Origin of the sequence: Thalassospira sp. A40-3 (genome assembly GCF_015871485.1) — a bacterium.
GTDB classification, from domain to species: domain Bacteria; phylum Pseudomonadota; class Alphaproteobacteria; order Rhodospirillales; family Thalassospiraceae; genus Thalassospira; species Thalassospira tepidiphila.
The window spans coordinates 494625-516145 of sequence record NZ_CP065428.1 but is presented as its reverse complement, the minus strand read 5'-3'; the positions used below and the strand labels follow the sequence as shown (position 1 = coordinate 516145).

Sequence of the window (21521 nt, the reverse complement as noted above, 5' to 3'; positions counted from 1 at the left end):
GGATCACACCCATCATGGATTGGGATCGCTTCCGCATCTTTCTGGCCGTTGCCCGCCAAGGCCAGATCCTTGCCGCTGCCCGGCAGCTTGGCCTGAACCACGCAACGGTGGGCCGCCAGCTGACCGCGCTTGAACAGGAACTTGGTACCAAACTGATCGAACGGCGCACCACCGGATCGGACCTGACCCCGGCGGGACGGGAATTGATGCAGGCAGCAGAGGCCGCAGAGTCGGCTTTTTTGCGTGCGGGCACCGCCGTTTCCAACCAGTCAGAGCTGATCAGCGGCACGGTTCGCGTCGGCGTCCCCGATGGATTGGGCAATTATTTTTTGGCAAGTGAGTTGGCTCACTTTGCGTCAAATCACCCGGATCTTGTGATCCAGCTTGTCCCGTTGCCACGCACTTTTTCACTGTCTCAACGCGAAGCCGATATCGCCATCACGCTCGACCGACCGAAACAAGGGCGCCTGGTGATCAGCAAACTCACCGACTATACGCTCAGTGTCTATGCCAGCAAATCCTACATCGAACGTTTTGGTGCGGTCAAAACCGAGGCCGATCTGACAGACCGCCTGTTTGTCACCCATATCGAGGATCTGATTTACAGTCGCGCACTGGATTACGCCGCCCGCCTTGGCAAGTTGATGAAGCGCCGATTTGAATGCGGCAGTGTGGTGGCCCAGATGGAGGCGGTGCGGAACGGATACGGCATCGGTATCCTGCACGACTACGCCACCGAAGGCATCCCCGACCTCGTTCGCCTGCTGCCCGAAATCCGTTTCACCCGAAACTACTGGATGCTTCAGCACCCGGACACCAAGGATACGCGAAGTGTCGCGGCAATTGTCGAGCATATAACGCGCGTCGTGCGCGGGGCTCGTGATCGATTTATCATGAGCTGAGAACACACAATTACCGTCAACGGCAAGGGCCTGAATGCGCAAAGCGGATCGCGATCACATACCCGTTGCGACCAGGCAAACAAAACAAAAGCCCGCTCAATCCTGAACGGGCTTTTTGATCACAAAGAAGTGACGACTGGTCATTTATTTCGCCAGTCAATTTCGATTTTGGTCTGGGGCGAGAGGGTCCGCAGCTTGTTTTCGAAATAAGCCTGCATGTCCGCAAGGCTGTGCTCATCGGCCGCAGACATCGCAACTGTCAGAAACAGCGGCGTCGCCGTCAACTCGCACGCACCATTTTCAAATGCCAGTACACCAGCATCGGGTTTGCGCAGGGTTCCCTTGACGTCTTCGCCACGGGCTTGCAGCATCATTCCCTTGAGAAAGCAAGGCGCGCCGCGCAAATAGATATCTGCAAACGCAAAGCTACCGACACCATCCTGTGCCTTTGAAGTCCGAGACACAGGGCCAGCCTCATCAACTGAAACATCCATCGGATTGACCGAAACCGGCCAAGACTCGTTCACTTTGATCGCCAGATTAGACATGTGCATCACCAATCCTGTAAGGGCGCTTTATGCGCACGGTATCCCCATACCCCTTGGACACGCATTTCACATTGCTTAAGCACTGAACAATAATGACTACTAGTCATTTATCGCACATCACAGAAGAACGTCAATGCACTTTGTCCTGACAAAAATGTCCTGAATCGGGCAAAGCGCAAGTCTGTCGGCAAAAATTTCTGAAATATTGGCGTGACGATCCGCCAGATCACGCAGATCATCGCGAAAAATCGTTATTTAACAGAGGAATGCAGCCGAGATCACATTGCTGTGACGTGATCTCGATTGCTGCATCCCGATATTTGCATGGCAGCGTTGCCTAGCCCTGAACGACTTCCTGACGCTGCGCGCCCAAGCCATCGATTCCCAGCTCCATTACGTCACCGGATTTGAGGTACACCGGCGGGTTTTGCCCCATACCCACACCCGGCGGGGTGCCGGTCGAGATGATGTCACCGGGTTGCAGGCTCATGAAGCGCGAAAGATAGCTGACGACGAATGCGACACCATAGGCCATGGTTTTCGTACTGCCGTCCTGATAACGCTTGCCATTCACATCAAGCCACATGGAAAGGTTTTGTGGATCGGCAACCTGATCGCGTGTGACAAGCCACGGACCAATCGGGCCGAAGGTATCGGCACTTTTGCCCTTTACCCACTGGCCAGAATGTTCGAGCTGAAACGCGCGCTCGGAAACATCATTGATCAGGCAATAACCTGCGACATGATCAAGCGCATCGGCCTCGTCGACATATTTGGTGTGCTTGCCGATCACCACGCCCAGTTCGACTTCCCAATCGGTTTTGGTCGAACCGCGCGGAATTTCAATCGTGTCATTCGGGCCACAAACCGCCGATGTTGCCTTAAGGAAAATGATCGGTTCTGGCGGCAGTTCCATACCGGCTTCTTGCGCATGATCGGAATAGTTCAAACCGATGCAGATAAATTTGCCCGGGCGCCCGACACAGGCGCCAATGCGCGGATCACCCGACACGACCGGCAGGCTTTCCGGATCAAGTGCCGCAATACGTGCAAAGGTTTCATCGGAAATCGTGGTTGGATCAAGATCATCAATCACGCTGGAAAGATCGCGGATGACGCCATCCGCATCACAAAGCCCCGGTTTCTCCGCCCCGACCGGGCCATAGCGCAAAAGCTTCATGAATTCTCTCTCCTGATATCGTCACGCGGGTTCTTTTTGCGTCCTGGACCAAGCCAAGTCCTGCAAAAAGAACGATTTATTCCTCATACCTTAGTGATGTCACATCATCATCCCAAAGGGCAAGCCAATTGAGGATACATTATCCGCTGTGACCATGATGATTGTTCTCGCCCGGTAATTCGATATCATCACCGAAAAGACCATTGCGCCGAGAAAGGAAACGACAGGACATGATGGAGACCCTTACCGCAGCTGACGGGCACAAGCTTGATTGTTGGCTTGAACCACCCGTTGGCACAAGACGCGGCGCGATTGTAATCCTGCAGGAAATCTTTGGCGTCACCGAGCAGCTCAGGGGGGTTGCGCGCAAATATGCCGCCCTGGGTTACGAGGTTGCCATCCCTGCCCTGTTTGACCGGATTGAGCGTGGTGCGGTTGTGGACTTCAACGATTTTGATCGGGCGCGTGCGCTGATGATGGCGTCTGAGTTGCCAAACACCCTGATCGATGTCGATGCTGCCGCCCGCGCCCTGTCTGCCAAGGGCGGCAAGGTTGGCGTGATCGGTTTTTGCTGGGGCGGTGGATTGGCACTGCGCAGCGCCCAATGTCTTGATATCGCGGCAGGTGTTTCATTTTATGGCACGCGCATCGACCAATATCTGGATAAGCCCCTGCACACGCCATTTCTGGCGCATTTCGGCCTGTCTGATGGTCACGTCCCGGTGGAGATGATCGAAGACGCCAAGGCAGCGCTACCCGGCATGGAAGTGCATATGTATGAAGCCGGCCATGCCTTTGCCAACGAAGCACGTCCATCCGCCCATGTCGAAGCGGCGGCCAAAGTTGCCCATGCCCGCACAGCCGAATTTCTTGCCCTTCATATCGCAGACTGACGCGACAGACCCCCAGCCCTGACCCATTGGAAACACAGCCCAGATGCGTATTGCCATTCTTGATGACTATCAAAACATCGCCCTGCAGTCGGCCGACTGGACAGACGTCCAGACTCACGGCGAGATCACCGTATTTGACGATCATGTTTGCAATACAGGCGATCTGATCAGCCGCCTTGAGCCGTTTGACGTCCTGTGTGTCATGCGTGAACGCACAGCTCTTACAGGTGACATTTTGCGTGCGCTTCCGAACCTGCGGCTGATCGTGACCACCGGCAAACGCAATGACGCCATTGACGTCGCAACCGCAAGTGAACTGGGCATCACGGTTTGCGGCACAGAATCCCCATCGACGGCAACGCCCGAACTGACCTTTGCCCTGATGCTGGCATTGGCCCGCAATCTCATGGCGGAAAACGCATCGATGCGCGCCGGCGGCTGGCAAGTCGGAATCGGTCAGGATCTTGCAGGATCGACCTTGGGGATTATCGGGCTTGGACGGTTGGGCGCAAAGGTCGCGAAAATGGCGCAGGCCTTTGACATGAATGTCTGCGCCTGGAGTGCCAACCTGACGCAGGAGCGCTGCGACGAATTGGGCGTGACCCATATGGCAACCAAGGAAGATTTGCTGCGTGCGTCAGATTTCGTCACCATCCATCAACGCCTGTCTGATCGCACCCTTGGCCTGATTGGTACGAATGAGCTCAAACAGATGAAGCCAACCGCCTATCTGATCAACACATCACGCGGCCCGATCGTTGATGATACTGCCCTGATTGACGCGCTCAACAGTGGCGAGATTGCCGGTGCGGCACTCGATGTTTACGACAAGGAACCACTGCCCGTATCGCATCCGCTGCGCCATTGTGATGGCCTGTTGCTAAGCCCGCATCTTGGCTATGTCACCCGCAATACCTGGAACGTGTTTTACGGCCAGACGGTCGAGGCCATTTTGGCCTGGCAAAACGGCAAACCGATCCGGGTTATCGCGCCTTAAGAAGCGCATTTAACAATTTTCCAAGTTCAAAGGGGCTCGATGACATGGCAAAACCAGCCACCGCCAGACGCCCGAGAGATGACTTGGAAAGACAGCGACATATGTGATCCTGGTAACGCCAATCTCGCAGGTAGCACGTTTGTGATTTGCGAATTCTCCAACTTCGTTGAAAATAGAAATCAGATGCAAATCAGGATGCAGAGCGACATTCAGCCCCCCTGATTCAGGCTGACAGTTCAATCCGGATAATCAGATATTCGTCACCAGCAAGCCCCAAAATCTGATGTGTAATTTCACAAGGATCGCATGATGGAACGTTTGACTGCCAAGGATTTTTCTCCGGAACTTCTCGAACTTTATGATTTCTATGCCCACGGCATGATTGATCGCCGTGAGTTTCTTGATCGTGCGGGCCGATATGCGGTTGGTGGAATGACCGCCCTTGCGATCCTTAACGCCATGAGCCCAAACTATGCCATGGCTCATCAGGTCGACTTTACCGATCCCGATATTGTTGCTGAATACATCATGTACCCGTCGCCCAACGGTCACGGGGAAGTGCGTGGCTATCTGGTCAAACCGGCCAATGTGAGCAGCAAGGTACCCGGTGTTGTGGTCGTGCATGAAAACCGGGGTCTGAACCCCTATATCGAAGATGTCGCGCGGCGTGTAGCCAAGGCAGGCTTTGTCGCACTTGCCCCGGATGGATTGACATCGGTTGGAGGCTACCCCGGCAATGACGACAAGGGCCGCGAATTACAACGCACAGTCGACCCCACCAAGCTGATGAACGACTTTTTTGCCGCCATCGAATTCCTTACCGCCCACGAGGCCACCACGGATAAAACCGGCATCACTGGCTTTTGCTATGGTGGCGGTGTCGCCAATGCCGCCGCGGTTGCCTATCCGGAATTGGGGGCCGCCGTTCCGTTCTATGGACGTCAGCCCGCGGTCGAGGATGTCCCCCGTATTCAGGCACCGATCCTGTTGCAATACGGTGAACTTGATGAGCGTATCAATGCCGGATGGCCTGCCTACGAAAAGGCATTAAAGGCCAATGACAAGGTCTATGAGGCCTATATCTATCCGGGCGCCAACCATGGCTTCCATAATGATTCCACACCACGTTATGACAAGGATGCAGCCGAACTGGCATGGCAACGCACCATTGACTGGTTCAACAAATACCTGTCCTAAAGCATTTTGCCTTTAATCTACATAAAAGGGCTAGCCGGACGTGTTTCACGACAACCCGGCTAGCCCTTTTTGGATTGAAAATCAGATCGCAGAATGTTTGCGATAGCCCGGCGCAAACAGAAGTCTGGCCGATGTGATGCCAGTGTTATTTTCCCAGGTGGTACGTTCCATCAGGAAAAGCGATGTGCCGGGGTCGGTGCGCAGCACCTTGGCCTCTGCCGCGCTGGCATTGACCGCGGAAAAATAGATGTCGCCGCGGGTGTAGGGCGCATGCAACACCAGCCATTCATTGGCACTGATTTTTTCAAGATCGGCATCAAGGATCGTCGGCGTTGCGGCAATCGACACCCAGCGATCTTCAAACATGAACGGTTTGCCATCGGCCAGATGAAGCGAGGTGATATGCAACATGTCACTTTCGGCCGTGACACCCAGATTGGCGCAGATTTCCGGTGGCGGTGTACGCCGTTCGCTAAACAGCAGTGCGTAGGCATATTTCTGTCCGCGTCCTTCGATCTCAAGCCGGATGACCGGAATATCAAGCTTGGCGCGCCGCACCGGGTGGGCCGCGACGCGCGTACCGGCCTTGCGCCTGCGATCCAGGAAACCTTCGGATGCCAGCTCACGCAGTGCACGGTTCACGGTGGCCCGCGCACAGCCAAGTTGCTCGGCCAGCTCGACTTCCTTGGGGATCAGGTCGCCGGGCTTCCACTCACGGGTATGAATGCGGCGCAAAACCTCGTCATGGACGGATTGCCAGCTTTGCTGTTCCAGGCTGTTCACACTGCTTCCTTGAGTTGTTCCATCACCTTGCGATACCGGTTGGTGATCGCGTCATGGGCGATGTGGCGGCCCTCGGTCACAACATGGCGACCGGCCGACCAGACATCACGCACCATGCGATCATCTCCGGCAAAGATATATGTGTCGAGGATCGTATCGCTTGTCCGACCGATCAGGTCAACCGCCGAACCATCCAGCGCCATCAAATCGGCCAGCGCGCCAACTTCAATCCGGCCCGCATCGCGCCCGGCGGCCTGTGCGCCACCCTTGGCGGCCGCGTCATAGATACGACGTGCGGTCGATTTTTGTTCGGTCGCCAAAGCCGCGCGGGAGTTATCGCGCAGGCGCTGGCTGTATTCCAGAGTTCGCAATTCTTCCGAGAGCGAAATACGAATATTGGAATCCGATCCCACACCAATCACGCCACCGGCATTGAGATAGCGCACGCCATCAAAGATACCATCGCCCAGACTGCTTTCGGTGATCGGGCAAAGGCCTGCCACCGCACCGGTTTTAGCCAACTCAAGCGTTTCATGCTCTTCCATCTGGGTACAGTGGATCAGGCACCAGTTTGCATTCACATCGGCATTTTCAAGCAGCCATTCTGTCGGGCGCTTGCCCCAGCTGTCGCGCACTTCATCCACCTCGGCCAGTTGTTCGGCGAGATGCATGTGGATCGGGCCATCTTTCGACAGCAGGCTTGTAGCAAGCAAATCTTCGCGACCAACGGCACGCAGGGAATGCGGCGCAACCCCCATCACCGTATCGGCGGGAAGGTTTTTGATCGCGCGAACGGATTCCTCATACAACTTGGTGAACTGGTCGGGATCATTGCCAAAACGGATTTGACCGGGACCGAGCGGGCGCTTGTCACAGCCGCCATATTGATAATGCACGGGCAGAAGCGTCAGGCCGATGCCGGTGATTTCGGTGGCCGCCGCAATACGTTCGGCCATCTCGGCGATATTGTCATACAAATGCCCACCGGGGCGGTGATGCAGGTAATGGAACTCTGTATTGTTGGCATAGCCGGCTTCCAGCATTTCCATCTGAACGAAGGCCGCGATCGCTTCGACATGGTCCGGGGTCAGCTGATCGAGGAAGCGGAACATCAATTGCCGCCAGGTCCAGAAGGTATCGCGCGGGTCGGGGCCGCGCCGTTCCGTCAAGCCAGCCATGGAGCGCTGGAACGCATGGCTGTGCAGATTTGAAATCGCCGGAAGAAGAATATCGGTTTTGCTGGTGGCATCGGATGGCGCAGCAGAATCGGCCTGAATCGCAGCAATTCTGCCATTCTCATCGATCTCGATCCGGACATTGCGCTGCCAGCCTGATGTCGTAAGTGCCTGATTTGCCCAAAGAACCTTCATTGCCTCTACCCGTCTTGACAGAAATATTATGTACGTACATATTATCTTTAATAACAAACTTATCAAGGGGTGATGCTTCGCGATGCTGCTTCGAAACGCAAAAATCGTCACGATTGAGGATCAGGACAGTTATGGCCTGATCGAGTGCGGCGCGATTGCCATCAAGGACGGCCTGATCGATTGGGTCGGTGCCGATGACGCCATCCCGGCCGAGTATCTTGACGGTCCAGCGCGGGACCTTGAAGGTCGCCTGATCACCCCGGCCCTGATTGATTGCCACACCCATGTTGTCCATGGTGGAGACCGTGCGGTTGAGTTTGAAATGCGCCTGAAGGGTGCAAGCTATGAAGAAGTTGCGCGTGCGGGCGGCGGAATTGTTTCGACCGTTAAGGCGACCCGCGAAGCATCAATAGAGGATCTTCTGGCATCCGCCCTGCCTCGCGTGGATGCGCTGCTGGCAGAGGGCGTGTCGGTGATCGAGGTCAAGTCGGGTTACGGCCTTGATCGCGAGACCGAGCTTAATATGCTGCGCGCAGCCCGGCAAATTGCCGATCATCGTAATGTACGGATCAAAACCACCTTCCTTGGCGCCCATGCGGTGCCGGTTGAATATAAATATAACCCGGACGGCTATATTGATGATGTCTGCATCCCGGCCCTGAAAGCCGCCCACGCTGAAGGGTTAGTCGATGCGGTTGATGGATTCTGCGAAGGCATTGCCTTTAACACCGACCAGATCAAACGCGTGTTTGACGTTGCCCGCGCGCTTGGCATTCCGGTCAAACTCCATGCCGAACAGCTATCGAATATCGGCGGCACCAAACTGGCCGCCGAATATGGGGCGATGTCGGTCGATCATATTGAATACGCCACCGAAGAAGACGCGATTGCCATGGCCAAGGCAGGTTCGGTCGCGGTACTTCTGCCCGGTGCGTTTTATACCCTGCATGAAACCCAGCTGCCGCCGATTGACGCATTCCGCAAGCACGGCGTGCCGATGGCGATTGCGACCGATTGCAATCCCGGCTCGTCGCCACTGGCATCAATCCTTTTAACCATGAACATGTCCTGCACGCTGTTCCGCCTGACGCCCGAAGAGGCGCTTGTTGGCGCAACCGCCCATGCGGCGCGCGCGCTTGGCCTTTCTGATACCGGTCGGATCAAACCGGGACTGCGGGCTGATCTTGCCATCTGGAATGCCAAACACCCGGCCGAGCTTGCATACCGCATCGGGTTCAACCCGCTGTTCGAACGCATTGTTGGCGGTGAAAGCACCGCCGCCTGAGCCCAAAGATAACCGCGCCACCGCATCAACATATGCCCTTAAGGATAGATTATGACGGTCACCCTTATCCCCGCTTCGGTCAAACTGGCAGAGCTTGAACGCATCTGGCGTGATCAGGTCGCAGTCAAACTCGACCCCGCAGCCCGCGATGGTGTTGAAGCGGCGCACGCAATGGTGCGCAAGGCTGCCGACGGCAGCGATGCGGTATATGGCGTGAATACCGGCTTTGGCAAACTGGCCTCGGTCAAGATTGCCCCGGAAGATACCGAAACCCTGCAACGCAACCTGATCCTGAGCCATTGCTGCGGCGTGGGTGAGCCGCTTGATATCGCGACCACCCGTTTGATGATGGCGTTGAAATTGCTGTCGCTGGGGCGCGGTGCATCTGGTGTGCGCTGGGATCTGATCGAACTGATCGAAGGCATGCTGGCCAAGGGTGTTACCCCCGTCGTTCCATCGCAAGGATCGGTTGGCGCATCGGGCGATCTGGCCCCGCTGGCGCACATGGCAGCCGTCATGATTGGTGCGGGCGATGCCATCTATGAAGGCACGACGCTTCCGGGTGGCGAGGCACTTGCCAAGGCTGGCCTGACGCCGGTGGTGCTGGGTCCGAAAGAAGGCCTGGCGCTGATTAACGGTACGCAGTTTTCCACCGCCTGCGCGCTGGTCGGCCTGTTTTCGGCCTGGCGCAATGCGGCGAGTTCGATTGTGACATCGTCGCTTTCGACCGATGCGATCATGGGATCGACCGCGCCGCTGGTCGATGAAATCCATACGCTTCGCGGTCATCCGGGCCAGATCAATGTCGCGCGTGCGATGCGCGATCTGATGAATGGGTCGGAAATCCGCGAAAGCCACCGCGAAGGCGATACCCGCGTTCAGGACCCCTATTGCATCCGCTGCCAACCGCAAGTCACCGGGGCGGCGATGGATTTGCTGCGCTTTGCCGGTCAGACGCTTGAGATCGAAGCCAATGCCGTGACCGACAACCCGCTGGTTCTCAAAGAAGACGGCCGCATTGTTTCAGGCGGCAACTTCCACGCCGAACCCGTGGCCTTTGCCGCCGATCAGATCGCGCTTGCCGTTGCCGAGATCGGCGCGATTGCCCAGCGCCGTGTCGCGCTGATGGTCGATCCGACCCTGTCGCACGATCTGCCACCATTCCTGACGCCGGAACCGGGCCTGAATTCCGGTCTGATGATTGCCGAGGTGACGACGGCAGCGCTGATGAGTGAAAACAAACATCTGGCCAACCCGTGCTCGACCGATAGCACGCCGACCAGCGCCAATCAGGAAGACCATGTGTCGATGGCCGCGCACGGTGCGCGCCGACTGGCACGGATGAATGCCAACCTTTCCTACATCCTTGGTGTCGAGCTGATCTGTGCCGCACAGGGTGTTGAATTCCGTGCGCCGCTTAAGACCAGCCCGGGTCTGCTCAATGTTCTGAAATCCGTTCGTGCCGACATCCCGACCGTCAAGGAAGACCGTTACATGGCGCCGGATCTGGCGAAGGCCGCCGAACTTGTGACGGGTGGCAGCCTTGTGGCTGCGGCCAAGCTTTCGGGCTTTGTCGTTGGGGAGGCAGCATAACCATGACCGATCCGGTTGAAATCAAACGTGGCGATAGCCCGATTGTTCTGGGCCTGCCCCATACCGGCACTTATGTACCGGACGACATAGCGGCGAAACTGAATGATCGTGGCTGTGAACTGGCTGATACCGACTGGCATATCCATACCCTTTATGACGGGTTGCTCGATGGTGTGACGACGGTGCGTGCGACGTTTCATCGTTATGCGATTGATGCCAACCGCGACCCCGAAGGTGTCAGCCTTTATCCCGGTCAGAACACCACCACCCTTGTGCCGCTGACCGATTTTGACGGCGAGAATATCTGGGACGTTGCCCCGACCGAGGATGACATCGCCTATCGGGCCGCAACCTTCCACGCGCCCTATCATCAGGCACTGGCGGCCGAGCTTGAACGGGTGCGCGCCAAACACGGTGTGGCGATCCTCTATGATTGCCATTCGATCCGCTCAAACATTCCGTTCCTGTTTGACGGGACCCTGCCGGACTTCAATATCGGCACCAATCTGGGCGCGACATGCGATCCGATGATCGAGACGCTGACGTCGGAAATCTGTTCGCAGGCCCAAGGATACAGTGCGGTTCTGAACGGTCGTTTCAAAGGCGGCTGGACCACCCGCCATTATGGCCGCCCGGAGATCAATCAACACGCCATCCAGATGGAACTGGCGCAATCCACCTATCTAACGGCCGAGGAAGCCCCTTGGTCCTATGACGAAAGCCGTGCAGCAAAATTGCGCACGCATCTTACTGAAATCCTGAAGACACTGGCCGATTTGGCCCCAGCACTAAGAGGCAAGTCATGACCAACAATCCGCGTCACAACCAGCGTGATATTTATCCCGACACCGGGAGCAAGATTTCGGCGAAAAGCTGGCTGACCGAAGCACCGATGCGCATGTTGATGAACAACCTGCATCCCGATGTTGCCGAAAACCCGCATGAGCTGGTTGTCTATGGTGGCATTGGCCGGGCTGCGCGCACCTGGAAGGATTTCGATCAGATCGTTGCCAGCCTGAAGGAACTTGAAGATGACCAGACCCTTCTGGTGCAGTCGGGCAAGCCGGTTGGCGTATTCCGCACGCACAAGGATGCGCCGCGTGTTCTGATCGCGAACTCCAACCTTGTGCCGCATTGGGCCAACTGGGACCATTTCAACGAACTCGATAAAAAGGGTCTGGCGATGTATGGCCAGATGACGGCGGGCTCGTGGATCTATATCGGGTCACAGGGCATCGTTCAGGGCACCTATGAAACCTTTGTCGAGGCCGGCCGCCAGCATTATGACGGCGACCTTACGGGCAAGTGGATTCTGACCGGTGGCCTTGGCGGCATGGGTGGCGCACAGCCGTTGGCGGCTGTGATGGCCGGTGCGTGCTGTTTGGCAGTTGAGTGCGATGAAACCCGTGCGGACTTCCGCCTGCGTACGCGTTATGTCGACGAGAAAACCCATTCGCTGGACGAAGCGCTTGAGATGATCGAGCGTTGGACCAAGGCAGGCGAAGCCAAGTCCGTTGCCCTGATCGGCAATGCGGCCGATGTCTTCCCGGAACTGGTCAAGCGCGGCGTTCGCCCGGACATCGTCACCGATCAGACATCCGCGCATGATCCGGTACATGGATACCTGCCGCAGGGTTGGACCGTGGCCGAATGGCGCGAAAAACAGGAATCCGATCCCAAGGCTGTTTCCAAGGCGGCGCGTGCATCGATGCGCGTTCAGGTCGAAGCCATGGTTGCCTTCCACGAGGCGGGTGTCCCGACGGTCGATTACGGCAACAACATCCGTCAGATGGCGCTTGAGGAAGGGTTCGAGAACGCCTTCGCTTTCCCGGGGTTTGTTCCGGCCTATATCCGCCCGCTGTTCTGCAAGGGCATTGGTCCGTTCCGCTGGGCGGCCCTTTCGGGTGATCCCGAGGACATCTACAAGACCGACCAGAAGGTCAAGGAACTGATCCCCGATGACCCGCACCTGCATAACTGGCTGGATATGGCGCGCGAGCGCATTTCCTTCCAGGGCTTGCCGGCGCGTATTTGCTGGGTCGGTCTGGGACAGCGCCACCGTCTGGGTATGGCGTTCAACGAAATGGTCAAGAATGGTGAACTGAAAGCCCCGGTCGTCATCGGGCGTGACCATCTTGACAGCGGTTCGGTTGCAAGCCCGAACCGCGAAACCGAGGCCATGAAAGATGGCTCGGATGCGGTCAGTGACTGGCCGTTGCTTAATGCGCTGCTCAATACGGCGTCCGGGGCAACCTGGGTATCGCTGCATCATGGCGGCGGTGTCGGAATGGGCTTCTCGCAGCATTCCGGCATGGTGATTTGTTGTGACGGCACAGAAGATGCCGCACGCAGGGTCGAACGCGTCCTTTGGAACGATCCGGCAACCGGTGTGATGCGTCATGCGGATGCAGGATATGACATCGCACTGGATTGCGCCCGGGAACACGGGCTGAACCTGCCCGGGATTCTCGGCAAGTAATTAAAACTCACGCGTGGGGGCAGTGACGACTGCCCCTGCATCGCCCTATCAGGGTACAATCAAGGAGGCTTCTTAACATGAAAAGACGTGAATTTCTGACCGCCGGTGTTGCCGGTGCAGGTGCAGCGGCCGCTGCAACATTCGCAACCCCTGCCATCGCACAGGACAAGCGCCAGTGGAACATGGTCACCGCATGGCCGAAAAACCTGCCTGGGCCGGGTGTGGCTGCGCAGAAACTGGCAGACCGTATCACCACACTTTCGGGCGGTCGTCTTGAAGTGAAACTTCATGCCGCGGGCGAACTGGTTCCGGGCAATGGTGTGTTTGACGCCGTTGCCGAAGGAACGGCCGAGATCTATCACGCGGTTCCGGCATACTGGGGTTCGAAATCCAAAGGTATCCTTCTGTTCGGGTCGCAGCCGTTTGGCCTGCGCGCCGATGAACAGGTTGGCTGGCTGAACTATGGTGGCGGTCAGGAACTGTATGACGAAATCTATGGTCAGTTCGGACTGAAGCCGTTCCTGTGCGGTAACTCCGGCCCGCAGTGGGCAGGTTGGTTCCGTAACGAAATCAACTCGGTCGATGACCTTAAGGGGCTGAAGTTCCGCACCACCGGTCTGGCATCGGAGATGTGCTCGAAACTTGGTATGGCGGTTCAGGCCATGGGCGGTCGTGACATGTTCCAGGCACTTCAGTCTGGTGCGCTTGATGCCGGTGAATTCATCGGCCCGTGGAGCGACAGTGCGCTTGGCTTCTATCAGGTTGCCAAAAACTACTACTGGCCGGGTGTTGGCGAGCCGTCCTCGGCCGAGGAATGCGCGGTGAACGCCAAGGCCTATGCCGATCTTCCTGATGATCTGAAAGCCGTCGTCAAGTTCGCGGCAGACAGCCTTTATAACGAAGTCTGGACCGAGTACGAGACCAAGCATGCCATGGCCCTTAAACAGCTTGTTGCAGAACAGGATGTGAAGGTTCGCAAGCTTCCGGACGAGGTTGTTGAAGCCATGGCCAAAGCCGGTGCCGAGGTGATTGCTGAGCTTCGCGAAAGCGACGATGCACTGACCAAAAAAGTCACCGAAAGCTTTGTTGCATATCGTGACCTGATCGGCGGTTACATGACCTATGCCGATAACGGTCAGATGAATGCACGCGCCAAAGCGCTTGGCTTCTGATAGACGTTATGACCGGTGCCGGAAATATTCGGCACCGGTTTCTTTTTTCAGGCGTGCCTTTCACGGGGAGATGTCATGCAACGCCTTGCTGATGCACTTGACCAGATAAATCACTGGACCGGGATGACCGTGCGCTGGTTCGCACTTCTGATGGTTCTGCTGCAGTTTACCGTGGTCTTGCTGCGCTATGTTTTCGGGTTCAGTTCAATTGCGCTGAATGAAAGCGTTCTGTATCTGCATGCCGCTTTGTTCATGTTGGGGGCGGGCTATACGCTGTTGGTTGATGGCCATGTCCGGGTGGACATTTTTTATGCCGCAGCCACCGACAAGACCAAGGCGCGGATCGATGCGTTTGGCTATGTGGTTCTGGCAATCCCGTCGATGGCAGCACTGCTGTATTGGACCTGGCCATCGGTGATCAATTCGATCTCGATGATGGAAGGGGCGATTTCGGTGGGGGGCATTCCGGCCGTCTGGTTTTTGAAATCCCTGATCCCGGCCTTTTGTATTCTGTTGATTATCCAGTCCGTCGCCTGTCTTCTGAGGCAGGTGGTTTTGCTGCGCGGCAATGTTGAAGATCAAGGCGGTGCGAAGTGATGGAATATCTTGATCTTTTGATGTTTGCCGCCCTGATGGGCTGCATCCTTTTGGGTTTTCCGGTGTCGTTTTCGATTGCCGGAACGGCAGTGATTTTCGGCTATCTCGGCTGGGTCACCGACACGATGAATATCGGCCTGATGGGGGCGTTCGGGCAGCGCGTGTTTGGCACGCTGACCAATGATGTCCTGATCGCCATTCCACTGTTTGTCGTCATGGGTGTCGTCCTTGAACGATCCCGCATTGCTGAAGATTTGCTCCATACCATGGGGCGACTGTTCGGGCAGTTGCGCGGCGGTTTGGGGATTTCGGTGGTGCTGGTGGGGGCGTTGCTCGCGGCCTCAACCGGCATCGTTGGCGCCACGGTGATTGCCATGGGCATGATCGCGCTTCCGACCATGTTGCGCACTGGCTATAACCCGAAAATGGCATCGGGCCTTGTTTGCACCGCGGGCACATTGGGCCAGATTATCCCGCCCTCGACGCTTTTGATCATTCTGTCGGATGTGATGTCATCGGCCTATCAGCAGGCGCAATATGAACAGGGCAAGTTCACCATCGAAACCATTTCGGTCGGGCAGATTTTTGCCGGTGCGCTGATCCCGGGTCTGACGCTGGTGGCGATTTATATCATCTATATCCTTCTGCGCGGGCTGATACGCCCGGCCGATATGCCACCGGTTCAAAGCGATGATGGCCGCCCCAGTGCGGGCGAAGTGGTGGGTGCGGTTTTGCCGCCTGTGCTTCTGATCATTGCCGTGCTGGGTGCCATTCTGGGCGGGGTTGCCACCCCGACCGAGGCGGCATCAGTCGGTGCAATCGGTGCGATCCTGATGGCGGGTGTCCGTCAGGGGGCGAACCGCAATCTGGTTCTGACCGGGACCGTCGCACTTTTGATCCTGGCGATCATGGCAGGTGTCGCGCCGGTGCGTTTCCAGCGCAGTGACCTGACCGGTGTTGATTATGCCCTGGGCGCTGGTTATGTGGCGCTGGCTGTTATCGGGATTATCGCGATCCTCGCCTGCCTGCGTCAGGCATGGAAAGCCGACATTCTGAAATCGGCCCTGACATCGACCATGACGGTCAGTTCGATGATCTTTGCTACGATCCTGACAGCCAGCATGTTCTCGCTGGTGTTTATCGGGCTGGGCGGTGAAGACCATGTGGAGGAAATCCTTGAATCGATGCCCGGTGGTCCGACTGGGGCGCTGATCTTCTGCATGGCGTTGATCTTTGTGCTGGGCTTCTTCCTTGATTTCGTGGAAATCACGGTGATCCTGCTGCCGCTGATTGCGCCGGGGCTGATCATGATGGGCCATGATCCGGTGTGGCTTGCGATCCTGATTGCGATCAACCTGCAGACATCGTTCTTAACGCCACCATTCGGCTTCTCGCTGTTTTATCTGCGCAGTGCCGCCCCGCCGGAAATCACCACCGGCCAGATTTATCAGGGTGTGGTGCCGTTTATCGCGCTTCAGCTGTTTGGCATTTTCGTGATCTGGCTTTGGCCGTCACTGGCCAACTGGCTGCCAAGCGTGGTGTTCTAGGCAAAGAACTCAAAATGAAAAAACGCCCCCGATTTATTGGGGGCGTTTTTGTTTGGGGCTGCGCTTTAAGTCCCCAAAGCGGCTATTACAGGACTTCGTAGACCGAGACATAGACCGTGCTTTTTTCACGCTGTCCGGATCCGACAAAGATCCGGTGATTAAGCCAGCTATAGCGTTCATCGCCGGTTTCGAACCGGGGCTGGGTGCGCATGTAATATTTCGACGGATCGACATGTTCACCGCGTGCAAGCGCGTCCAGAACATCCTTGGGCCCATGCCGGAACCCGAAATTGCGGATATCAATCAGCGCCCCGTCATGGGTTTCGATGCAATATCGGGTATCAAGTTCGGCCACTCCGTTGTCAAAAACGGTTTGCCAGTCCGCGCCCAATGCCAGAACGCGGCCGTTCAACGATTTGCCTTCGACATGCCCACCAATGATCGGAATGATCCGGCGTGTGCCGCGCATCGAATTGCCAAGCTCCATCGGGGCTTCCAGCTCGACCGTCAGATCGCAAAAATGTTCAAGTTCAAGCTTCATATCGGCCTCTTTAATTCATGGTCGTCGGCAGGAAAAGAACGATGGAAGGCACCAACACCAACAGGATCAGGCGAATGATGTCGACCGCAACAAACGGGATGACACCCTGAAACACCTTTTGCAGGGGCACTTCGCGGGCAATCGAATTGATGACAAACACGTTCATCCCGACAGGCGGTGTGATCAGGCCAAGTTCGACCGTCATGACAACAATGATGCCAAACCAGATCGGATCAAACCCCAACTGGGTGACCACCGGAAACACGATGGGCACCAGAAGAATGATCATCGCCATGGCATCAAGGATGCAGCCCAGCAACAGGAAAAACACAAGGATCAGGGCAAGTGTCGGATAGGCCCCGATATCGAGCCCGACCAGCCACGCGGTGATCTTTTGCGGGGTCTGGGTGATGGCCAGGAAATAGCCAAACAGGATCGCACCGATCAGAATGGTATAGATCGCAACCGAGGTGCGCAGGGCCTCGACCAGACTATCAAGAATGCTACGCCAGCCAAGCCGCCCCCGGATCACCCCGATCAGGGCGGTCAGGACAGAGCCAACCGCCGCGGCCTCTGTTGCGGTGACAACACCTAAATAGATGCTGCCGATAATGGCGATGAACAGGGCCAGAACCGCCCAGACATCGCGCAAGGACCGAATGGCGTTGCGTAAATCAAACGGTTCGCCCGCCGGCAATCCACGGGCATAGGTCACCCGAAAGGCCAGCATATACATCACAATCGCCAAAAGGCCCGGGATGATCCCGGCAATGAAAAGCTTGCCGACATCCTGTTCGGTGATAAAGCCATACACCGCCAAAACAACCGATGGCGGGATCAGGATGCCGAGCGTTCCGCCCGCGGCAATCACCCCGGTCGCCACATGATCGCGATAGCCACTGCGCTGCATTTCCGGCAATGCGACCTTGGTCATGGTTGCCGCCGTTGCGACCGATGATCCCGATATGGCGGCAAACCCCGCACAGGACGCGATGGTCGAAAGCGCCATGCCGCCCCGAAATGATCCCAGCCACGCCTGCCCTGCGCGAAACAGTTCGCGCGACATGCCGGAATTGGTGGCAAGAACGCCCATCAGAATAAAGAACGGAATGAGGCTAAGGTTAAAGTCGGTGATGGTGCGGATCGGCGATTGCGCCAGAAGGTTGAGTGCAGGCGTCGGGCCAACGATTGCGGCAAAGCCGCCGACACCGACAATCCCCATCGCAATGCCGATTGGAACCCGAAGCAGCATCAGGGCAAACAGCGCAACAAACCCGCCAAGTGCGACAAAATCGGCTTCAGTCATCAGTTCCCCCTGAACCACCAGTTTGCTTTTGTTTTTGCGGGTCGGAGGCAATATGCGGCTCTGACTCGGCGGGTTCAAAATCATCCAGACCCGCATTGGTCAGCGCGATCATCAAGGCGCGCGCCAGAATGGTCAGCATGCTGACCGCAACGCCAAGCCAGATCAGCCCCATGACCGGCCAGACGGGTACTTGCAGATCAAATGTCGTCTCACCACTGTTATAGGCGCTGGTGACACGCGCCAGCATCTTCCAGCACAGCAAGCCGGTGAAACCCAGCAAGACCATCCAGGCAAAGAAATCCGTCCATCGGCGAACACGCGCGGGCAGCATCAGGGCAAACAGATCGACCTTGATGTGCGATCCGCGATAGCCCACGCAGGCAAAGCCCCACATGATGACCACGCCCAGAAACAGGCGCGAAAAATCAAATGCATCGGGGATCGGCCATGCAAACAGGTAGCGACCAATTGCAGAGGCCAGAACCAGCAACGTAATCACCGCAAGCAAAATGGCCGAGACCATTTCGACCTTGCGCGAAAAGGCTTCGAGATATGTCAGGGAGCGATGAAGAACCCGCATGATTTATGCACTTTCAGAGGTATCGGCAGCACCGAGATGCGATGCCGCCGATACAGGGAGTGTCATCAATATTTGGCGTTCTCGGCTTCGAGCGCGTCGATGAAGGCCTTGTAAATGGCATCGGCATCACCGCCCTTGGCCGTAACACTCTCGCGCCATTGAGCAACAAGCGGTTCGGCGGCATCGCGCCATTGTTGCAGTTCATCGGCGGTCGGCTGATACAGTTCGTGATCACCCGATGCCATCATCTTGTCACGGCCCGATGCCTCGTTCTCGGCCCAACCCTTGGAAAAACGACCGGACCATTCCGGCGTGCAGTGATCATCCATGACTTTGCGGTTTTCGGCCGACAACCCGTCATAGACACCACGGTTGATCACAAGGATCTGCGAAGAGACATAGAACGGCATATCAAGGTGATATTTGGTTTCCTGATCAATCCCGAAGATATAGATCGAGTTCCACGGGAAGGTGATCGCATCTGCCGTGCCCTTGGCGATGGCTTCGCGGGCCTCGGGTGCAGGGACCTGAACACTTGCCCCACCCAGCAGGTTTACAAACCGTGCCATGGTCGCGTGCGCCGGACGTACCGCATGGCCGTTGATATCTTCCGGCACGCGGACCGGCATTTTTGAATGGATGGTGCCGGGGTCATGCGGGTTGACCAGACAGAGTTTGACTTCCGGCATTTCCTGTTCGGCGTAGTTCGCATACCACTTGTGAAGGGCGACCGATCCATTGACCGCATCCTTCACATTGAAGGGCACCTCGGTCAGGCCATAGATCGGGAAACGCCCGGCCTGATAACCCGGATTGATATAGCCGATATCGGCAATGCCATCGCGGGTCATGTCATAGTGATCCGGTGCGGAGCCCAGTTGCTGGGCCGGGAAAATCGTGAAGTCGATGTTGCCGCCGGATGCCTCGCGGATGGAGTTTGTCCATTCTTCAAGCCCCATGGTTTGTACCGGATGGGTTGGCGGCAACCAGTGGGCCAGACGGAAATTCACTTCCTGGGCAGACGCACCGGAAATGGCAGACATGGCGGCAACTGACGCCAAGGCAATCACTGAACCAAGTTTAAGTCGTTTCATTGTTTCCTCCCTGAGAAAACCGACACCGGCAATTTTGTTTTTGTTACCTTGTCTGTCGGCTCCTCGATTTGATCAGACCACCCTTGGAAGCCTTTACCCCATGGGTTGGGCTGATCGCCAAACCGGGCCCAAAACCAATGTCCCGGCTAAAAATAACGTCTCCGTTTGTCGCGACCCGGCGCAGTTGATGGCGCCCTGGATCGTGCCTATGCCAATTTCGTGTTTTCGATCAGAACAGCAATGCCCTGCCCGCCACCAATGCACGCCGATGCGATGCCATAGCGACCGCCGGATTTGACCAGTTCGCGCGCCAGCGTATTGGTGATCCGAACTCCGGTCGCACCCAGCGGATGACCAATTGCAATCGCGCCGCCATTGACATTGACCTTGTCTTCATCAAGGCCAAGTTCGCGGATGCAGGCCAGTATCTGCGCGCCGAAGGCTTCGTTGATTTCGATCCGGTCAATCTGATCAAGGGTCATACCGGTTTGATCGAGAACGGCTTCGATGGCCGGGACTGGGCCAATACCCATGATTTCCGGCGGCACACCGACAGCTGCGCCAGCGATGATGCGGGCACGCGGTGTCAGGCCGTGTTTGCGGGCATAATCGGAACTGCCCAGAACAACGCCCGCCGCGCCATCCACCACGGCTGATGAATTGCCGCCCGTCTGGACCCCGCCAAAGGCAGGGCGCAGCTTTGCCAGAATGTCATAGGGCGATGGCCGGATGTGGCTGTCGCGGTCGACCTGATCGATCTTGCGCGGCAGGCGGATGGAGCGCGGATTACCATCGGCAAATTCAAAGGTTTCGTTGGTTACTGTGGCAATTTCACCGGCAAGGAAGCCGTTTTCGTGCGCAGCAACGGCACGGGCAAAACTGCGTTCGGCAAAGCGATCCACTTCTTCGCGGGTGATGTTATATTTCTTGGCAAGATTTTCGGCCGTGTCGCCCATGGTGCAACTCACCGCCGGATCCAGAAGCGCTTCCCACAGGAAGTCCTTGAATTCGACCTGCCCCATGCGAAAACCACTGCGATGGGTGTAGGCGGCAATCGGATTGCGGCTCATGGATTCAGTGCCAACACAAAGTGCCAGATCCCCACGACCAAGTGAAATATGATCAGCGGCCTGCAGGATGACTTCGATCCCGGTACCACAGATCCGCTGCACAAGATGGGCGGGGCGATCCACCGGCACCCCGGCGTAAATCCCGATATGGCGAGGCGTCATATAGGCATCATAGGATGCCTGGGCCATCGATCCGGCGACGGTGAAATCGATATCGTTCGCATTCACCCCGGCGTCCTCGATGGCCGCGCGGGCGGCCTTGATGCCAAGATCAATCGGGGAGACCAGCCCGAACGCCCCGGTATAATCGACAAACGGTGTGCGTTTTCCGCCCAGCAGCCAGACATCTTCAAATTCGGTCCGAAGACCTTTGGCGTTCGCAGTCAT

Annotated in this window: 20 protein-coding genes; 11 read left to right on the top strand and 9 right to left on the bottom strand. The window is 56.8% G+C overall.

Features of this window, described 5'->3' with window-relative positions:
- Positions 1-14: 14 nt before the first annotated feature.
- Positions 15-902, top strand: coding sequence for a LysR family transcriptional regulator (locus IT893_RS02325; RefSeq protein WP_197146693.1), 888 nt, complete (start codon positions 15-17; stop codon positions 900-902).
- Positions 903-1042: 140 nt separating this feature from the next.
- Here the strand turns inward: IT893_RS02325 and IT893_RS02320 are convergent, their stop codons facing one another.
- Both IT893_RS02320 and IT893_RS02315 read right to left on the bottom strand, forming a co-directional pair.
- Complete coding sequence (locus IT893_RS02320) at positions 1043-1456, bottom strand: DUF2218 domain-containing protein (RefSeq protein WP_197146692.1); 414 nt, start codon at positions 1454-1456, stop codon at positions 1043-1045.
- Positions 1457-1787: 331 nt separating this feature from the next.
- Positions 1788-2630 carry a fumarylacetoacetate hydrolase family protein gene (locus tag IT893_RS02315; RefSeq protein ID WP_197146691.1) on the bottom strand — a complete coding sequence of 281 codons (843 nt, stop codon included), beginning with the start codon at positions 2628-2630 and terminating at the stop codon, positions 1788-1790.
- Between the two features lie 230 nt (positions 2631-2860).
- On the opposite strand from IT893_RS02315, the gene IT893_RS02310 reads away from it, so the two are divergent.
- The 3 genes from IT893_RS02310 to yghX all read left to right on the top strand — a co-directional run bounded on the left by IT893_RS02310 (position 2861) and on the right by yghX (position 5717).
- Positions 2861-3523: a dienelactone hydrolase family protein gene (locus IT893_RS02310; protein WP_197146690.1), complete on the top strand. Its 663-nt coding sequence runs from the start codon at positions 2861-2863 to the stop codon at positions 3521-3523.
- Positions 3524-3566: 43 nt separating this feature from the next.
- The gene (locus tag IT893_RS02305; RefSeq protein ID WP_197146689.1) at positions 3567-4520 is read left to right on the top strand and encodes a D-2-hydroxyacid dehydrogenase family protein; all 954 of its coding nucleotides are present in this window, start codon (positions 3567-3569) and stop codon (positions 4518-4520) included.
- 309 nt (positions 4521-4829) lie between these two features.
- On the top strand, positions 4830-5717 hold the full coding sequence (gene yghX, locus IT893_RS02300; RefSeq protein WP_197146688.1) for a YghX family hydrolase: 888 nt from the start codon (positions 4830-4832) through the stop codon (positions 5715-5717).
- Between the two features lie 81 nt (positions 5718-5798).
- On the opposite strand, the gene IT893_RS02295 is transcribed toward yghX, so the two are convergent.
- Both IT893_RS02295 and IT893_RS02290 read right to left on the bottom strand, forming a co-directional pair.
- Entirely contained in the window at positions 5799-6500 is a 702-nt protein-coding gene (locus IT893_RS02295) for a GntR family transcriptional regulator (protein ID WP_197146687.1), read from the bottom strand.
- Positions 6497-7870 carry a formimidoylglutamate deiminase gene (locus IT893_RS02290; RefSeq protein WP_197146686.1) on the bottom strand — a complete coding sequence of 458 codons (1374 nt, stop codon included), beginning with the start codon at positions 7868-7870 and terminating at the stop codon, positions 6497-6499. The genes IT893_RS02295 and IT893_RS02290 overlap by 4 nt, the downstream gene beginning before the upstream one ends.
- Positions 7871-7952: 82 nt before the next feature.
- Between IT893_RS02290 and hutI the strand changes: the two genes are divergently transcribed.
- The 7 genes from hutI (at position 7953) to IT893_RS02255 (ending at position 16543) form a co-directional block, all read left to right on the top strand.
- Positions 7953-9155 carry an imidazolonepropionase gene (gene hutI, locus IT893_RS02285; RefSeq protein WP_197146685.1) on the top strand — a complete coding sequence of 401 codons (1203 nt, stop codon included), beginning with the start codon at positions 7953-7955 and terminating at the stop codon, positions 9153-9155.
- Between the two features lie 51 nt (positions 9156-9206).
- Complete coding sequence (gene hutH, locus IT893_RS02280) at positions 9207-10748, top strand: histidine ammonia-lyase (RefSeq protein WP_197146684.1); 1542 nt, start codon at positions 9207-9209, stop codon at positions 10746-10748.
- 2 nt (positions 10749-10750) lie between these two features.
- Positions 10751-11554 (top strand): N-formylglutamate deformylase, encoded by an 804-nt coding sequence (gene hutG / locus IT893_RS02275; RefSeq protein WP_197146683.1) that lies wholly within the window; start codon positions 10751-10753, stop codon positions 11552-11554.
- On the top strand, positions 11551-13227 hold the full coding sequence (hutU, locus tag IT893_RS02270; RefSeq protein WP_197146682.1) for a urocanate hydratase: 1677 nt from the start codon (positions 11551-11553) through the stop codon (positions 13225-13227). Before hutG ends, hutU begins: the two co-directional genes overlap by 4 nt.
- A gap of 77 nt (positions 13228-13304) precedes the next feature.
- Positions 13305-14399 carry a TRAP transporter substrate-binding protein gene (locus IT893_RS02265; RefSeq protein WP_008889951.1) on the top strand — a complete coding sequence of 365 codons (1095 nt, stop codon included), beginning with the start codon at positions 13305-13307 and terminating at the stop codon, positions 14397-14399.
- A 75-nt stretch (positions 14400-14474) separates the two neighbouring features.
- The gene (locus IT893_RS02260; RefSeq protein WP_008889950.1) at positions 14475-14996 is read left to right on the top strand and encodes a TRAP transporter small permease subunit; all 522 of its coding nucleotides are present in this window, start codon (positions 14475-14477) and stop codon (positions 14994-14996) included.
- Positions 14996-16543 carry a TRAP transporter large permease subunit gene (locus IT893_RS02255; protein ID WP_008889949.1) on the top strand — a complete coding sequence of 516 codons (1548 nt, stop codon included), beginning with the start codon at positions 14996-14998 and terminating at the stop codon, positions 16541-16543. Before IT893_RS02260 ends, IT893_RS02255 begins: the two co-directional genes overlap by 1 nt.
- 85 nt (positions 16544-16628) lie before the next feature.
- Here IT893_RS02255 and IT893_RS02250 read toward each other — a convergent pair whose 3' ends face one another.
- The 5 genes from IT893_RS02250 to IT893_RS02230 form a co-directional block, all read right to left on the bottom strand.
- Positions 16629-17084, bottom strand: a complete 456-nt coding sequence (locus IT893_RS02250; RefSeq protein ID WP_197146681.1) for a DUF3237 domain-containing protein — start codon at positions 17082-17084, stop codon at positions 16629-16631.
- Positions 17085-17094: 10 nt separating this feature from the next.
- Complete coding sequence (locus IT893_RS02245; RefSeq protein WP_063089092.1) at positions 17095-18390, bottom strand: TRAP transporter large permease; 1296 nt, start codon at positions 18388-18390, stop codon at positions 17095-17097.
- The gene (locus IT893_RS02240) at positions 18383-18970 is read right to left on the bottom strand and encodes a TRAP transporter small permease (protein ID WP_197146680.1); all 588 of its coding nucleotides are present in this window, start codon (positions 18968-18970) and stop codon (positions 18383-18385) included. Before IT893_RS02240 ends, IT893_RS02245 begins: the two co-directional genes overlap by 8 nt.
- Before the next feature lie 65 nt (positions 18971-19035).
- Positions 19036-20064: a TRAP transporter substrate-binding protein gene (locus tag IT893_RS02235; RefSeq protein WP_197146679.1), complete on the bottom strand. Its 1029-nt coding sequence runs from the start codon at positions 20062-20064 to the stop codon at positions 19036-19038.
- A 206-nt stretch (positions 20065-20270) separates the two neighbouring features.
- Positions 20271-21521, bottom strand: coding sequence for a thiolase family protein (locus IT893_RS02230; protein WP_197146678.1), 1251 nt, complete (start codon positions 21519-21521; stop codon positions 20271-20273).

Excerpts from the sequence above, each read along its gene's own strand:
- IT893_RS02325 (WP_197146693.1), top strand. The coding sequence starts at position 15 with ATGGATTGGGATCGCTTCCGCATCTTTCTGGCCGTTGCCCGCCAAGGC.
- IT893_RS02320 (WP_197146692.1), bottom strand. The coding sequence starts at position 1,456 with ATGCACATGTCTAATCTGGCGATCAAAGTGAACGAGTCTTGGCCGGTT.
- IT893_RS02315 (WP_197146691.1), bottom strand. The coding sequence starts at position 2,630 with ATGAAGCTTTTGCGCTATGGCCCGGTCGGGGCGGAGAAACCGGGGCTT.
- IT893_RS02310 (WP_197146690.1), top strand. The coding sequence starts at position 2,861 with ATGATGGAGACCCTTACCGCAGCTGACGGGCACAAGCTTGATTGTTGG.
- IT893_RS02305 (WP_197146689.1), top strand. The coding sequence starts at position 3,567 with ATGCGTATTGCCATTCTTGATGACTATCAAAACATCGCCCTGCAGTCG.
- yghX (WP_197146688.1), top strand. The coding sequence starts at position 4,830 with ATGGAACGTTTGACTGCCAAGGATTTTTCTCCGGAACTTCTCGAACTT.
- IT893_RS02290 (WP_197146686.1), bottom strand. The coding sequence starts at position 7,870 with ATGAAGGTTCTTTGGGCAAATCAGGCACTTACGACATCAGGCTGGCAG.
- hutI (WP_197146685.1), top strand. The coding sequence starts at position 7,953 with ATGCTGCTTCGAAACGCAAAAATCGTCACGATTGAGGATCAGGACAGT.
- hutH (WP_197146684.1), top strand. The coding sequence starts at position 9,207 with ATGACGGTCACCCTTATCCCCGCTTCGGTCAAACTGGCAGAGCTTGAA.
- hutG (WP_197146683.1), top strand. The coding sequence starts at position 10,751 with ATGACCGATCCGGTTGAAATCAAACGTGGCGATAGCCCGATTGTTCTG.
- hutU (WP_197146682.1), top strand. The coding sequence starts at position 11,551 with ATGACCAACAATCCGCGTCACAACCAGCGTGATATTTATCCCGACACC.
- IT893_RS02265 (WP_008889951.1), top strand. The coding sequence starts at position 13,305 with ATGAAAAGACGTGAATTTCTGACCGCCGGTGTTGCCGGTGCAGGTGCA.
- IT893_RS02260 (WP_008889950.1), top strand. The coding sequence starts at position 14,475 with ATGCAACGCCTTGCTGATGCACTTGACCAGATAAATCACTGGACCGGG.
- IT893_RS02255 (WP_008889949.1), top strand. The coding sequence starts at position 14,996 with ATGGAATATCTTGATCTTTTGATGTTTGCCGCCCTGATGGGCTGCATC.
- IT893_RS02250 (WP_197146681.1), bottom strand. The coding sequence starts at position 17,084 with ATGAAGCTTGAACTTGAACATTTTTGCGATCTGACGGTCGAGCTGGAA.
- IT893_RS02245 (WP_063089092.1), bottom strand. The coding sequence starts at position 18,390 with ATGACTGAAGCCGATTTTGTCGCACTTGGCGGGTTTGTTGCGCTGTTT.
- IT893_RS02240 (WP_197146680.1), bottom strand. The coding sequence starts at position 18,970 with ATGCGGGTTCTTCATCGCTCCCTGACATATCTCGAAGCCTTTTCGCGC.
- IT893_RS02235 (WP_197146679.1), bottom strand. The coding sequence starts at position 20,064 with ATGAAACGACTTAAACTTGGTTCAGTGATTGCCTTGGCGTCAGTTGCC.
- IT893_RS02230 (WP_197146678.1), bottom strand. The coding sequence starts at position 21,521 with ATGACTGCGAACGCCAAAGGTCTTCGGACCGAATTTGAAGATGTCTGG.